The following is a 15,782-nucleotide window of genomic DNA, read 5'->3' on the forward strand; positions in this document are numbered from 1 at the left end:
TACAATTCAAAATCATAACTCCTCTTCTTTTTCATCTCTCGGAGTCAACTGCCATGATTAATCAGGATATTAGGGATTTTGAAAAACGATAAAAGTCAAAATTATTTGCGTTTTTAAATATATTAAAAGAGATTTATGTATTAGTCGTAGATACATGAACATTCATTAAAAACCTTTTGATATAATTTTTATTTGTCATTTTCCTTTTGAGGGCATTTTTTTATATTTTTTTCAAAACTGGATAGAATAACACGATTTCGTTTCAAAATCACAACAATTGCTAAAAATTAATCATTAACTTATTCCGGTGTATTTTATTGTAAACCCGTTGTATTTTGCAAGCTCAAAACCTTTAAGTACGAAATTTACGAATTTGATAGTTGATTGGAATGATAAATTGAGTAATCCGTAATAGATCTATTTTACCGGACACGCTCACATCGGTTCGTACTTTTTATCATGCCCAATTTCGTTTTAAATAATAAGGAGGATATATCCGTGTCTGACACAGTAGATATCTACAGCGATAGAGGACAACTCTTAGAGAGCAACGTCAACATCAGAGACCTTGCTCCGGTCAAAAACAAGGCGATCCAGAAAATTATCATGGACACCAAACGTTCAGTTGCCGTTAACCTCGCCGGTATCGAGAAATCACTCTCAACCGGTAAGATGGGCGGCGCCGCAAAGCAAATTCTCGGCCGCAAACTTGAGTACAACTTGGTTGAAAACTCAGGCGCGCTCGTCGACGCAATCCAAAAATTGGTTCAAGTCGATGAAGGCGACGACACTGTCGTTAAGCCCTTGGCCGGCGGTAAACAAGTTTTGATTCAGATCCCGACTTCAAGATTGTATTCCGGTGCCGAATCCACTGCCTCTATGACAGTCAGTGCAGCAGCCGTGACACAAGCAATTCTTGATGCCTACAACACCGACATGTACGACTCCATGATCGTTAAAGCAGCCTGCTGGGGCAGCTACCCGGTCACAGTCGGTATGGCCGGCAGCCCGATCAAAGGAATTCTCGACATCCCCCAAAACAATGAGGGTCTCGGCTATTCACTCAGAAACATCACATCCAACCACGTTGCAGCCATTACCAGAAGAAATGCCATGAACGCAGCCGCTTTGTCTTCAATCTATGAACAATCCGGTATCTTTGAAATGGGCGGCGCAATCGGTGACTTCGAAAGACACCAGCTCCTCGGCCTTGCATACCAGGGCTTAAACGCAAACAACATGGTCTATGACATGGTCAAAGAAAACGGTAAAGACGGAACTGTCGGAACTGTTATCGAATCCATGGTCGACAGAGCTATCGAAAACAAGGTCATCCACGTTGACAAAACAGGCGCATCCGGCTACAAGTTCTACAAAGCAGACGATGTCGCAATGTGGAACGCATATGCAGCAGCAGGTACACTTGCAGCTTCAATGGTCAACTGCGGTGCATCACGCGCAGCACAGGACGTCGCAGCAACAATGCTCTACTTCAACGACATCCTCGAAAAAGAAACAGGCCTTCCGGGCTGTGACTACGGTAAGCTCCAGGGCGCATCCGTTGGTTTCTCCTTCTTCAGTCACTCAATCTATGGTGGCGGCGGACCGGGTATCTTCAACGGTAACCACGTTGTTACAAGACACTCCAGAGGATTTGCAATCCCCTGTGTCGCAGCAGCATGCAGTCTTGACGCAGGAACTCAGATGTTCACAATCGAATCTACATCCCAATTGATCGGTGATGTGTTCGGTACAATGGACGAGTTCAGAGAACCGATTAAAGCCGTTGCAGGAGCCCTCTAAATACCAAAGATGAAGGTCTGATGAAACTATGACATGTCCCACTGAATCAGGATGTAACTGTGAACCTGCAGCAAGCGAAACAGTTCAAATTGAAATTGTTCCGCAAAGAATCTTAAGTCCTGATACATCGGAAATTCTTCTCGGAAGAATCTACGATTGCGACGGCATTATCAGAGTTATGGTCCAAGGATCCCGCCTGCCCGACAAAGTCGGCTACGGTCCGGGAACCGGCGAGAAAGTCGATCATCCGCTTAAGAAATCAATCGAAGTGGAAGGTCAGCAAGTCAATATGCGTGTCACCTTAAGCCGTCTTCTGATTGAAGTTGACAGTGACCGCACGGCTGATGAAATTAAGAAAATCTGCGATGAAACTTTCAGTTTCCCCTTTGAATTCTACAAAGGTGTCTTTTTCAAGAAATATTCAACCGTCGTTGACTACGCTAAAATGGGTCCCGAACCCGATGAAAGACTGCTCGGCATGACCGATCCGAAAGGAAAACTCGATCAAATTGTCTTCATTGAAAAAGAAGAAAAAGACGCTGAATAAAACTGTAAATCAAAAAGGTAATCCTCATGATGAATTTTGACCGAAACACCCAAGTCGTTGACTGCCGCCTCGGCATCAGCCACGGAAAAGGCGGAAGTCTCGCAAGAGCCGGTACGCTTTCTCAAGCCGGAAAGCTTGACGTGGTTGTCGTTGCGATGGGTTCGGGCAGAAGACACGTGACAAAACCGATTTGTGAAATTACATACGCAATTCGCAGAGAAAATATTCAAACAGGCGTTTTGGTTCTTTACGCCGGAACCGGCTACCCCGAGTCGGGAACAATGGGCTCTTTCGGCATTGACCCGAAAGAAATTGACCAAATCAACATGCACAAAATGGCAATCATTCACTTCGGTAATGTGAGAAACCACTTTGTGAGAAAAGCCAGAGACATTTTCAGCGGCGTACGTATTCCTGCAGTTATTATTACACAAGCGCTTGTCGATTTTGAAGATTTTGCAAAAGTAGGCATTAAAACACGTTACGTCAAACCCAAAGAGAAAGATCAGCTTTCTGACGGCGTTATCATGAATATCGTGAACGGCGTTACCCGCGGTGACGCAGCATCACGTGAAAAGCTCAGTGAGATTATCGTTAAAGTAAAGGAAACATTAGGCCAAATCCAATAAGGAGTTAAGAATATGGCATACAAAGCACAATATTATCCCGGTACAACCTCTGTTGCAGCCAACAGAAGAAAACACATGGGTCACGACTTGGAAAAATTGAGAGAAATTTCCGACGAAGACTTGACCGCAATCCTCGGCCACCGCGCCCCCGGTCAGGACTACCCCAGCACCCACCCGCCGTTAGCGGAAATGGAAGAACCGCCGTGCCCGATCAGAGAATTGGTCGAACCCACACCCGGCGCAAAAGCAGGCGACCGTGTCAGATACGTTCAGTTCGTTGACTCTATGTACAACGCACCGTCCGTTCCGTACGTCAGATCCTACTACGCAGCCATCAACTTCAGAGGTGTCGACCCCGGTACACTTTCCGGTCGCCAGATCGTCGAAGCCCGTGAGAGAGACATGGAAGTTGTCGCAAAAGATCAGATCGAAACCGAAATGACCTGCCCGGCACGCTCAAGCCTCCGCGGCGCAACTGTTCACGGTCACTCTGTCCGTCTCCAGGAAGACGGCGTGATGTTCGACATGCTTGACAGAGCAAGACTCGAAGGCGATGTCATCATCATGGACAAAGACCAGGTCGCAATTCCGCTCGACAGAAAAGTCAACCTCGGCAAACCCATGTCCGAAGACGAATTAGCCAAGAGAACCACCATCTACCGTGTGGACAACGTTTCATTCAGATCCGATGCAGAAGCAGTTGAATGGGTCCAGAGAGTTTACCTCCAGAGAACTCAGTACGGCTTCAGACCCGGTGTGGAGAAAGCACAGTAAGGAGTGACAAAAATGGCACAAGAAGATATTTTTGCAAGATTTAAGAGATCCATGGAAATCAAATTCGCTGAGGACTATGGTGACAACAGACAGGGCGGTACCGACATTACATCCAAGACTGAAAAATTCTACAGACTTGGTCCGGAACAGAGCCCCAGAAAGAGAGAAATGATTAAAGCCGGTAAGGAAATCGCAAAGAAAAGAGGACTTGCAGGCTACAACCCCATGATGCACACCGGTGCCCCTCTCGGTCAGAGAGCCATCACACCGTACAGAATTTCAGGCACAGACCTCGTTTGTGACCCGGATGACTTACACTATGTCAACAACGCCGCTATGCAGCAGATGGTTGACGACATTAAGAGAACCAACATCGTCGGTCTCGACATGGCTCACGACACACTTGAGAAGAGATTGGGTAAAGAAGTGACACCCGAAACCATCAACAACTACCTTGAAAACCTCAACCACTCCCTTCCGGGCGGTGCTGTCGTTCAGGAAATGATGGTCGAATGTCACCCCGGCTTGGTTGACGACTGTTACGTCAAGATGTTCACCGGTAACGATGACCTCGCTGACGAAATCGACAAGCAGTTCTTAATCGACATCAACAAGATGTTCCCCGCAGAACAGGCAGAACAGTTAAAAGCAGCCATCGGAAACACATCCTGGCAGGCTCTCCACATCCCGACAATCGTCATCAGATCTACTGACGGCGGTCAGACCAGCAGATGGTCTGCAATGCAGATCGGTATGTCCTTCATCTCCGCATACAACATGTGCGCCGGTGAAGCAGCTGTCGCTGACTTGTCCTACGCTGCAAAGCACGCAGGTTCCATCAACATGGGTGAAATGCTCCCCGCAAGACGTGTCAGAGCACCCAACGAACCCGGAGGCGTTTCCTTCGGTCACCTTTGTGACATTGTCCAGTCCAGCCGTGTCAACGTCGACGACCCCGCAAAGGTCGCACTCGAAGTTGTCGGCGCAGGCTGTGTCATGTACGACCAGATCTGGCTCGGTTCCTACATGTCCGGTGGTGTCGGTTTCACACAGTACGCAACCGCAGGTTACACCGACGATATCTTGGACAACAACTTGTACTACAACATTGACTACATCAACAAGAAGTACAACAACGCTGCCAAGACCGGAACCAACAACAAAGTCAAAGCAACAAACGATATCATCAAAGACATCGCAACCGAATCCACACTCTTCGGTATCGAAGAATACGAGAGATACCCGTCTGCCCTTGAAGACCACTTCGGCGGTTCCCAGAGAGCAACATCACTCGCAGCCGCAGCCGGCTGTGGTGTTTCTATCGCAACAGGAAACGGTAACGCAGGTCTCTCCGGCTGGTACCTCTCCATGTACCTCCACAAGGAAGCATGGGGCCGTCTCGGCTTCTACGGCTACGACTTGCAGGACCAGTGCGGTGCCTCTAATGTTTGTTCATACCAGGGCGACGAAGGTGCCCCCGCAGAACTCCGCGGTCCCAACTACCCCAACTACGCTATGAACGTCGGTCACCAGGGCGGCTATGCCGGTATCACAATGGCAGCACACTCCACAAGAGGCGATGCCTACACCGTCAACCCGTTGGTCAAAGTCTGTTTCGCAGACGACCTCCTTCCGTTCGACTTCACCAGACCGAGATACGAATTCGGTCGCGGCGCACTCAGAGAATTCGAGCCTGCCGGTGAAAGAACATTGGTCATTCCGGCCAAATAATTCTGAAACAGTAAAAATTAATATTTGTCAGGCTTCTGCCTGACATCTTTTTGTCGGACTTTTGTCCGGCAAATCTTTTCTTTTTTTAAAATGATTTTTCGATTATTTGAAAAATTTAATTTTTGGTTTTTGTTTTTATTTTTGCCGGTTCTGATTTCATAACTCTTGCTTCATTTGCAGTCAAAGTAAATCATTTATAAAGACGCGTTCATGTAACAATAGATAATTATGGCAATGAAATCATCCAAAAAACTCGGCTTCGTTTTACTCGCAATCTCTCTTCTTTTGATCGCTTCGGTTGTCGGCTATGCTTATTCTCAAAGCCAAAACCGTTTGCCTGAAGGTAAAGATTTAGGCGAGATGATGATCAATTGGTATATTCCCGATTATAATGCTCTTGTTTCCGATTCCGATTTGATTGTCGTTGCGACCGTGACGAATAAAACCGGAATCTGGGGAACAGACGACGGTGAAAAGCCATCGCCTGTGACAATTTACAGCAGCATTTATACCGAATACACTTTCAAGCCCGACGAAATTTTGAAAGGCAACACGACAACAATCATCGGACGCGTTCGCGGAGGAACTGTTGACGGTTACACGCAAAAAGCGACGCAGACTTCTTCATTTGAAGTCGGTGACAAAGTGCTTCTGTTCGTGACGAATAATAAAGATGCTGACGGTAACCGCATTTTGTGGTATCACATCAACTGGCCGGGCGCATTTACTGAAACAACAGACGGGAAATTCACAAATCCGTGTTACGGCGAAATTTCAATTGAACAGTTGAAGCAAGATATCGCCGATTCGGAAACGGCATAATCAAATAACATGTTCTCTTTGGGATAATCATGATCGAAGATTCAAAAGGAATGAAGATTGCAGTGCTTCTCTTTTCGGCGGCGCTGATTCTCGTTGCAATTGCCGCTGTCGGCACCAGCATGGAGCAGCAAAAAACGCATTTTCCGGTCAACGGGAGTGTCGGTTGGGTTGCAATCAGTTGGTATTATCCTGATTACGACGAACTTGTTTCCGGTTCTGATTTGATTGTCGTCGGGACCGTTTCCGATAAATATGCTCTTTGGGGAACGGAAGACGGTCAAAAACCGCCGAGATATGCGCTCTGTGATGCCGGAATTTACACTTATTATTCTTTCAATGAGTTTGAAATCTTAAAAGGGAGTGCTGAGACGCTTTGCGTTCGAACGCCGGGCGGCACTGTTGACGGTTATACCTATCATGTTTCAACGGTTCCTGAGTTTGAAATCGGTGATTCGGTTTTGATGTTTTTAACAGAAAATGTTGATATGAACGGAACGACTTTCCATTGGAATCACATTGCTCCGCCGACGGTATTTATCGAAACCGAAGACGGCGTTTTTGTAAACGATTATTACGGCGAAGTAACGATTGATTCCGAAACAAATGTCCTTCATTTAAGTAATGTTCCGGATGATGTGGAAAAAGAGAATATTTTGTTTAACAACCGTCTTGCAGAGGGTGAATGGACCGGGTTGTATATTGATTAATCCCTCTCATTCCTTTTTTTCAGGCGGCAATCCGAGCGCGTTAATCAGTTCAATCAATTCGGTAAACGCCGCAATTTCAAAATCCAATAATTCTTCTTTTGTCATGCTTGCCGACATCTCCCCGTCAACGGAAAGCGTATCGGGGCCGCGGCGAACAATCCGCTTCGATTTCTCGGGAATTAAAATTTCTTTGATGTCTCTTTCATGAACGAAGCATCGCCCCGGGATAAAAATCGTTTCTTTCAAGTCGCTTTGATCTAATTTTCGAAGATCGTCGGCGGTGATTAAACATCCGATATCTTTTTCGGCAGCAACAATATTGACCGTTCCGCCGAGTTTTTCAAAAATTTCTGTAAGGCGCGGGGCGGCAGCTTTGCTTGTGATAATCGTTGCTTCCATATTGATCTTCGGCAATTTTGCCAAAGCCTCGGGAACATTTCTTATCGCAAACGGGGAATCCAATAGTGGATCTTCAAGCGGCGTTCCCGAAATTCTCAAATTCGGGTGATTTTTCGCAGCGGTCCTGACAATTTCTGCGAATTCTTCAATCGTATGCGAAACGACGCCCGGAATCACGGGCTCATTTCCGAGAATCAAGCCGTTTTCCGTTTTGTTGGCAAAACGCATAAGGAGTGCTCCTCTCGCGCCGACTTTTTCAAGCCAGAAAAGCGTTTCATCCAAAACAACACCGTCGTTTGCGCCGGGGACGAGAACGATTGCCGCGTAAACATCGCAAAACCCGCAAAGCTCTTCAAACACTTTAAGCGACATTTCGGGTGTCGGATCATGCATGTATTCTTTTCGAAGCGCCGGATCAGACGCAAAAAGCGTAAAGTTGACTTCCTTAATGCCGGCATCTTTTAAAAAGGCGGCTTCCGATCCGTCAAACCCTTTGCCGCTGGTATATCCGATTTTTACGGGAAGCCCGAAGTCGGAAAGAAAAGACAGAAGCGGTAAAAATTCAGGATAGCAGCTGACATCCCCGCCGCCCGTAATGACGAATCCTGTAATGTCAGACTCCTTTGAGCCGTAAATCTTGGAAGCGGTTTCATCCAAAACCTGTTTCATCGGCTTAAATCCATGATGGGATTCGCGAACGCTTCGGGTACAATAATCACACCCTTTCATAAAAGGCGGGCAATATTTGCAGCCGAGCGGCTCTGTTGTGCCGACTTTTTTAAAATAACAATATTTGCAGAATCCACGGCAGTCCGTTCCGGGATTTCCGCCGACATCAACCAAGATTTCCATGATTGAAAAAAGGGGGTTTTGTATTAATAAATTGTTGAAATGAAGTCTGTTTCTAAAAAATAAATGGAATTAAATCAGTAAGGCAACCCTTTTGCTGCCCGTTCAAGTTTTTCTTTTAAATCTTGTTCGGCAAATGCATCATTCTCTTTGATTCTTTTCCATTCTTCCGGTGTTACTTTTACAATTCTTCCGGTTGGTACAAGTATTTCACTCATCGTTTCTTCTCGCATCTATTTTCCCCTCCATTTCTTCAATTCTGTATATAGTTGCAATTTTTAATTTGCCGGATATCATAATTTTTATTTTGTAAATATTTCGAATTCGATATTGACAATTTCTAGGTCTTAATGTTTCATATTCTTCTTCATCAATATATAAGGCTTTCATTTCTTCTGTTATCGGCAGCTGAAAAATAATTATATTATTCTCATTCGAATACCTAAGTGCATTTTCTAAGCTTAAACTAAAACTACCGTAAGCCGGATCCACATATTCCGTTCCAATCTCATGATTTTCCGGGAGCCAGTCTGCATTTTTTACACACCGATAAGCCGTTCTTTTTCCGGGCAATCGGCTTTTTTCAATCGCGCTGTCAAGAAAACCGAAATGTTCATCGTTCCATCTTTTTTCATCTTCTGACATTGAGTCATAAAATTCCGGAAATCGACAGCAAGAATTTATGACATAACAACAAGCCTTTTCTCTCCAATTCTCCGGAATTTCAAAACTCCAATCACCTTTTTGAGTATTCCATGGATGAAGATCTTGATAATTGCCGATTGCTGTTTTCTCCGCGGATGTTAAATCCGAACGATTGGTGTACGGGATTAAAACATGATATTGTTCCGACTCTTCGGCGACAAAATTCGGAAAATGATCTTGATCTGTTATTTTTTCGACAGGTTCGGTTACTTTCGCCATTCTTTTGCATCAGAATCAAGGCTATTTGTGCTCATTGTTTTTTTCAAAAAAGAAAGGGTTATATGTCGAAATCTTAACTCATTCGCTTTCAATGCTGATGTCATTAATTTTCAAAGAATCAGGAAGCATCAGCAAGAACGGCGAAATTCGTTTGTCATCGACGTTATTGTACATCGTTCCGATGAGTGTGTTGGTGTTGTACAAACCCTTGTTTTGAGCATAATATTTCTCGGACGGCAGTTTGATGTAAACTTTCCCGAGTTTTTCAGCTAAAAACCATTTTTCAAGCAAAATGGCGGCTTTTATATTATTTTTCACAAACGGGTGAATTAAATACATTTTCAGATGGATGAGTGACGCGTGATAAAAGATTTCGGAAAGTGACATTTCTTCCCGAATCAAGCGGCGGATTTGCTGAAACAAAGCCGTCATCAGCGCTTCAACATATTCAGGTTCGGGCGGTTTGTAAATTCGTCTTCCGCGCTCGTTGAAAATCGCGACAGGAACACGCCTGTAAGCGACAGTAAGCGTTTTCTTATTCGGCCCTTTCAGAATTTCCGACAAATAATAAACGGCTTCATGGAAATTCAATTCCGTCAATTCTTTTTGAAAAGCGGTTTGATAAGCCAAAATTCCGCGAACGATTTCATCCTCGCCGACATCTTTGGAAGCCGTTTTCTTTTCCATTTCCCAAAGCCACCAAGCCAACTGACGAAAAACATCTTCATTTTCATCATCCGACAAATTCCCAAATTTTTCTTCAAAACCTGCGGTCATCGGCCTTAATTTTCGCCCGATGGCGTCGTTATATTTCATGAAAAAAGATTTGTCGGTAATTTCCATGCTTTCCCTCTGATGAAAAGCAGAGATTCATTTTATTTAAAATTGATACTAAAATTAAACTAAAATTAAACTAAAATTAAACTAAAATTAAAAATAGAAATTGTAAAGAAATTAAAATAAATAGGAAAAAAATAAAAAAATATAAAATTTAAAGATAAAAAATTTGAAATTTAAAAATAAAAAGGTCGGAAAATTACGTTAAAAAAATTAAAATAAAAAAATCGAGTGAATTAATCACTCAATTTTATTTTGTCTTTTTTTCGCTCTGACATACAGAACGCCTGTTGTCAAAACCGCCAAAATCAAAAAGAACGGGAACACGAATCCGGCGGCACCTGCTTGAACTTCGTCCACTTGAACGACTTCATTTTCAACAGGTGTTTCGAATCCGGGCGCAATTGTTTTTGTTGATTTGCCGGTGACTTTTACTTCACCGCTGCCGCCGTTCCCGGGGTTTGTCGGCTTTTCAGGCGTTTTGGTTGTTGCGCTTGCGGGGGCGGATTTTTCGCCCATGTCTTGTCCGGTATACACGGCGACTTTGTAGTAATAAGTCGTTGTGTGGTCAAGGTCTTTGTCAACGAACTCCAAATCTTCGGTATCGCCGATTTTTTCATAAGTGCCGTCTTCTGTCAATGAGCGGTAAATGTTGTAGTCAAAAGCACCGGTGATTTCATTCCAAGTCACTTTGATGCTGCTCGTGTTCAGTGCTTCCGCTTCAACATCCGGAACTCCGATGACCGGTGTTTTGGTTGTTGCAAATGCAATGTTTGAGGGATTACCCTCAACGTAACCGTCCCAAGCCGCAACATAATAATAATACGTTGTTGTGTGATCCAAACTCATATCGGTAAATGTTGTCGCATATTCGACTGTTTTGATTTCGGTATAGGGGCCGTTTCTGGAGAGAGATCTGTAAACTTTGTACTGATCTGCATTCGTAACGCTTGTCCAGTCCAATTGAATGGATTGCGTATCAATTTCAGTTGCCGTTAAATACGGCACGTCATCCTGTGTTTTTGCACAAGCGGTATCTTCTGCGTCATTGGATGCCACGACTCTATACCAATACACCGTGGACGGCGTCAGGCCTGTGTCTATGAGTTCAGTCGTAACCACTTGGGCGATATATGTATATCCGCCATTGTATGTTGATCGGTAAACAGCATAATCGTCTGCTCCCGAAACAGCATTCCACGTCAGACGGATTTCAGATGGGCTCAATGCATCCGCATTAAGGTCTAATCTCGGTGGTGTCCATGTTGTTGCGCTGACCGGGTCTGAATATTCGCCGGTTTTTGAATAGTATTTGGCTACAACTTTGTAATAATATGTCGTATCCGGGGACAAACCTGTATCCAAATAGAGTGGTGTCATTCCCCTCTCTACTTCTCCAACAGAGGTGTATGTTCCGTATGCTGTGTCTGAGCGGTATATTTGGTATCTTGTGGCATCCGGAATTTCGTACCAACTCACTTGAATACTGCTTACACTGGTTGCTTCTGCGTTTGCAACGGGTTTCACGTATGTTTTGGCACGGGCAAAGTCTGACCAAGATCCTTCTCCGGAATTGTTAACTCCTGCAACTCTGTAGTAATATTCCGTATTGGGCGTTAATCCCTCATCCGTATATTCCGTATTTCCAATGTTAGAATTAACCAAACTATAAGGTCCGTTTTCTGTTAATGATCTGTAAAGATTATATCTGTCTGCATCAATAACAGCATCCCAAGCAACATGAATTCGTGTTGAACTTAATGTTTCCGCATCAACATTCATCGGTTTGGGCGGTAGAGAGATAGGCTCTGTTTTTGCCGATGCATAGTCTGATAATAGTCCATGGGAAGTGTACTCATCACCAACTTGCACTTTATAATAATAGAATGTATCCGATACCAATCCTCGATCGTAAAATGTTGGTGTAGATCTTGTAGCAACAAGGGTATAAGTCTCATCCGCGACGAATGACCGGTATATTCTATAAGATTGTGCATTTGGGACCGCATCCCACCAAACAAAAATTTCAGATGCACTTATTGCATGAGCTTCCACATTATTTACAGTAAATGAGGTAGTTGCCCAAACATATTCACTCGGTTCTCCTGCTTGTTCATCGGCATATGCGACAACTACATAATAATAAGTGGTATCCGGATTCAAACTACTATCATGAAAATAGATATCCATCGTAATCCCGAGCAATTGAAGGGAATCTGGGTCGGGGCTATATCCACGATAAACATAATACATTTCGGCAGAGGTTACTTCTGACCATTCAACTAGAATTTCCTCTGTACCTAATGCAATCGCAGTTATGTCTGTGGGTGTTCCCGGAGTCTCAGCAGACGCAATCGGGAGGACGGTCATTGCCAATATTAAAATCATGAATATTGAGAATAACTTTCTTCTTATTGGTTTTTGTAAAGTCTTGTTTTTTATCATTTTAACCCTCTAAAATCATTTAATAATAAAATTTTCTAATAACGTATCTTATGCAATTATGTATATATACATTTCTATAAAATATGATAAGATTATTCTATTATATCATCGATATATTCAAATGTGAATGCAAACTCTTTGATGCTGAAAATAAATCTGCCGGGGTGAATAACTGATTAAATAAAAGCGTAAAACAGATTATTTGAATCGCAAGGGCATTGACAAAAGCAGGTTTATCTTTTTCGATTTTTTATAAAAAACAATCCTCGTTTTTTCATAATTCTCAAAAAACGATACTATTTGCGCGCGGTGGCAGCTGTTCAAACGGAATCTATTCGGTACATGTGGCAAACGGAATCGGTAAGGCAGCGGTTTCAATTCATTCGCAATGGTTGTATTTTGTTTTCGATTCGTTATAATACAAAAAAAATAAGAAATCGAAATAATAGCCTGAAATGAAAAATGAAAAATAAAAATGAAAAATAATAAAGAAAATGGAAAAAGCTGAGGATTAATTCAGCTTTTGTTTATTTTGATGTTAAACTTCTTTCATTCTTCTTCTGGCTCTGACATAAAGAAGAGCACCGATTACAACCAAAAACAAGATTGAAATGGGGAAAATCCAATTCGCGTGTTTTTCTGCTATCGGTTCAGTGAACGGTTCGACATCGAGTTCCGGTTCAGGTTGCGGGGTCGTCGGCGGTTTTGGTTCCGTCTTTGGCTCCGGCGCGGGTTCCGGTTTTACGGGCTTCGGGTTTTCACCGGGAGGTGTGCTTGTTTTTTCTTTATAAGTTATTGTCATTACGTAATGGGATCCTTCCTCTAATGGATATGGTGTTTCTGTTCCGTAAAGGTATTTAGGGTCTTCATTGCTTAATTTTATTGGAGTGTTAGGGTCAGGTCCCTTTCCTGCTGTATATGTAATCTCACCGACTAAGGGATATGTGACGGTTGTATAAATGAATTTCACAGACATTTCTCTTGTCATCGGGACATAACCCACTGCCGGTTCATAGTCTTGTTTTGCATTTGAAGTATCCAAGCTTATATAATGTTCGTAAAGGGTTGTAATTTTATCATATTTTGTTATCTTTGGATACTCATAGAAGGAAAAAGTCGTTGAATTCATTTTGACAGTTTCTGTATGGGTTTTCGTCTCCTCCATAGCATTAATTTTATTGACTATATCTACTTTCAGATTTGCAACCTCATATTGAATCTCTATTTTTTCAACTTCATAATCCTTATTATTGTATTTTGTTTGGATTTTTCCTTTGAGGTTCGGATCAACATTATATTCATATTTGTCGTTTTCATCACATATCGGATTTTCTGTTGTTCCAATTACTGTACCATCGTAATTGTGTAAAACGTGAACATATGTCGGGTTTGATCCCGCTGCATTTCCTATTGATGCAAATAACAGGATTGAAATAATTCCTATGTGCAGCAATATTTTTAAATTCATTTAAATTACCTTTTTTATTCTGATAATATTTTATTACTTTCTAAATAATTATTCCTTTTTCTAATATTAACGTTTTCACAAATTATTATTTCCTCGACAATTTCTTTTGAAAATGTTTGCCGAATATTTTATCATTCAAAGAAGAAACTCTTCATTCAAAAAAACAAAAAAAGGAAGGCAGGATTCTTTCTTTTCCTGCCGTGTAATAATATTTTAAATGCTGATTAAAGTTCACCGTTTTTCATCATTCTTTGCCTTCTTTTATGACGTATGTACAGATAAGCAATGATGATTATCAAAATCAATAAAAAGAGCGGGAACGCCCATGCTGCTAATCCTTGGGTAATCGGCTCAAGCTCGGGTTCCTTCAAGGGTTCAGGTTTGGGTCCTTGCATTGATTCCGAGCTGTGTCCTTGTCCAGGTTTTGACGGCTCTGTCGGCGTCGGCGGCTCCGGGTCTTTTCCGCCGTTGCTTCCACCGTTTTTCTGCCATTTGGCATACAAAGTCATGTCATTGATGATTCCGTCATTAAAATCCCATTCAACATCGCTGCTGTCATACCAATATTGAAAGGTATAGCCGTTTTTGGTTGGTGGCGGAGTCGGCTTCGTTAATTTATCTCCCGAATTAATTCCGGTGACTTCTAAAATGTTGCTGCCGGTCAACATACCTGTATGAGTTGAGCCGACATCCACAGCGGAATCGAAAACGCCGTCGTTTGCATTATATGTGACAGTATAAGTTTGAGCACCGCCTGATAAGGTCACTGTTTCCTCATTTGATTCTTTACCTTTATCAGGTTGAATATATGCAGTAATTTTGTATGTGTATGTGCCATCAGGGAGGCCTGTATCTAAATATTCGATTGTGTCGCCACTATTAACGGTCCCAATTTTTTCATAAGGGGTGGATGACGTTTTACGGTAGATGTAATATCCTTCAGCATCTTTTGCATCCGGCTTGTCGTAACTCTCAATTTTTGCCCAGCTCAATTTTATTTTGCCGGGACCGTCTTCTATTGCAGTCAATTCCGGACGTTTATATGTAATTGCTTCATCCGGTCCGCCGTCGAGTCCCCAACTGCCGGTAAATGCACTGACTTTATACCAATAACTGGTGTCATCAGAAAAACCGAAAGTATAGTTATTATCTGTATAAGAGTTACTTGAAGAAGTCCCTATCTCTGTATATATTCCAGATTCTTGGTCTGCTCTATATATTCTATAGCTGGTTGCTTGATTTACCGAATCCCAAGTGATCAATATATTCTCATTTGTAATCAAAGCTTTAGCTTTGATATTTGTTGGCGAAGCCGTCAACGCTTTCGTTTTAATCCCAATCGTATTCGAAAACTCATTTTGTGAACCATCACTTGCCCCAATCATATAATAATAATATGTGTCTGGGAGTAGACCAGTATTTACATACTCATTTGAGGATACTGTCCCTATCTGGATATAAGATCCTTGTATTGTACTGCTTCTGTAAATACGGTATTCGGTTGCATCAATAACGCTATTCCATTCCAAATAAATTGTACTATGAGTTGCTTTTTCTTGAAGCACCTCTATTTCAGGATCTGATACATATGGCGCATCAAGTGCTGCTGCCGTTCCCGACAGCATACAAAGAATCAGCAAAACAATTCCAAAACAAGCAAATTTTTTAAATCCTTTTTTCCAAAAATCCATTAAATAACTCTCCTTTGTGGAAAGACAAGATAAATTTTCGGAATTTTTCCTTTTTATCTGTCTTCTTTGTCATATATAGACTATATAAAATATTTTACACCACAATGAAGATATCATTTATATAATTTTTCGGAACTTACTTTTTTTGATTTCCGA

Annotated in this window: 14 protein-coding genes; 7 read left to right on the top strand and 7 right to left on the bottom strand. The window is 42.4% G+C overall.

Annotated features, from left to right (window positions below; translation table 11 throughout):
- The first annotated feature begins 498 nt into the window (after positions 1-498).
- The 7 genes from mcrB (at position 499) to C7391_RS02955 (ending at position 7,013) form a co-directional block, all read left to right on the top strand.
- On the top strand, positions 499-1,803 hold the full coding sequence (gene mcrB, locus C7391_RS02925) for a coenzyme-B sulfoethylthiotransferase subunit beta (RefSeq protein ID WP_133517053.1): 1,305 nt from the start codon (positions 499-501) through the stop codon (positions 1,801-1,803).
- Between the two features lie 28 nt (positions 1,804-1,831).
- A complete protein-coding gene (mcrD, locus tag C7391_RS02930) occupies positions 1,832-2,350 on the top strand; it encodes a methyl-coenzyme M reductase operon protein D (protein WP_133517054.1) in 519 nt (172 codons plus the stop codon).
- Positions 2,351-2,379: 29 nt separating this feature from the next.
- The gene (mcrC, locus tag C7391_RS02935; protein WP_133517133.1) at positions 2,380-2,979 is read left to right on the top strand and encodes a methyl-coenzyme M reductase I operon protein C; all 600 of its coding nucleotides are present in this window, start codon (positions 2,380-2,382) and stop codon (positions 2,977-2,979) included.
- A 12-nt stretch (positions 2,980-2,991) separates the two neighbouring features.
- Positions 2,992-3,753 carry a coenzyme-B sulfoethylthiotransferase subunit gamma gene (gene mcrG / locus C7391_RS02940; protein WP_133517055.1) on the top strand — a complete coding sequence of 254 codons (762 nt, stop codon included), beginning with the start codon at positions 2,992-2,994 and terminating at the stop codon, positions 3,751-3,753.
- Between the two features lie 12 nt (positions 3,754-3,765).
- Positions 3,766-5,484, top strand: coding sequence for a coenzyme-B sulfoethylthiotransferase subunit alpha (mcrA, locus tag C7391_RS02945; RefSeq protein ID WP_133517056.1), 1,719 nt, complete (start codon positions 3,766-3,768; stop codon positions 5,482-5,484).
- 228 nt (positions 5,485-5,712) lie between these two features.
- Positions 5,713-6,306, top strand: a complete 594-nt coding sequence (locus tag C7391_RS02950; RefSeq protein WP_133517057.1) for a hypothetical protein — start codon at positions 5,713-5,715, stop codon at positions 6,304-6,306.
- A gap of 29 nt (positions 6,307-6,335) precedes the next feature.
- Entirely contained in the window at positions 6,336-7,013 is a 678-nt protein-coding gene (locus C7391_RS02955) for a hypothetical protein (protein ID WP_133517058.1), read from the top strand.
- 6 nt (positions 7,014-7,019) lie between these two features.
- Here C7391_RS02955 and mmp10 read toward each other — a convergent pair whose 3' ends face one another.
- The 7 genes from mmp10 to C7391_RS02985 all read right to left on the bottom strand — a co-directional run bounded on the left by mmp10 (position 7,020) and on the right by C7391_RS02985 (position 15,626).
- Positions 7,020-8,264: a methyl coenzyme M reductase-arginine methyltransferase Mmp10 gene (gene mmp10, locus C7391_RS02960; protein WP_133517059.1), complete on the bottom strand. Its 1,245-nt coding sequence runs from the start codon at positions 8,262-8,264 to the stop codon at positions 7,020-7,022.
- 74 nt (positions 8,265-8,338) lie between these two features.
- Entirely contained in the window at positions 8,339-8,494 is a 156-nt protein-coding gene (locus C7391_RS08250) for a hypothetical protein (RefSeq protein WP_166627382.1), read from the bottom strand.
- Positions 8,472-8,906: an ADP-ribosyltransferase gene (locus C7391_RS08255; RefSeq protein WP_166627383.1), complete on the bottom strand. Its 435-nt coding sequence runs from the start codon at positions 8,904-8,906 to the stop codon at positions 8,472-8,474. The genes C7391_RS08250 and C7391_RS08255 overlap by 23 nt, the downstream gene beginning before the upstream one ends.
- A gap of 357 nt (positions 8,907-9,263) precedes the next feature.
- Entirely contained in the window at positions 9,264-10,028 is a 765-nt protein-coding gene (locus C7391_RS02970; RefSeq protein WP_133517061.1) for a Fic family protein, read from the bottom strand.
- 234 nt (positions 10,029-10,262) lie between these two features.
- Entirely contained in the window at positions 10,263-12,392 is a 2,130-nt protein-coding gene (locus tag C7391_RS02975; RefSeq protein ID WP_223611044.1) for a fibronectin type III domain-containing protein, read from the bottom strand.
- A 613-nt stretch (positions 12,393-13,005) separates the two neighbouring features.
- Entirely contained in the window at positions 13,006-13,935 is a 930-nt protein-coding gene (locus C7391_RS02980) for a hypothetical protein (protein ID WP_133517063.1), read from the bottom strand.
- Between the two features lie 224 nt (positions 13,936-14,159).
- Entirely contained in the window at positions 14,160-15,626 is a 1,467-nt protein-coding gene (locus C7391_RS02985) for an InlB B-repeat-containing protein (RefSeq protein ID WP_133517064.1), read from the bottom strand.
- Positions 15,627-15,782: the final 156 nt, after the last annotated feature.

Source organism: Methanimicrococcus blatticola (assembly GCF_004363215.1).
Lineage (GTDB): Archaea > Halobacteriota > Methanosarcinia > Methanosarcinales > Methanosarcinaceae > Methanimicrococcus > Methanimicrococcus blatticola.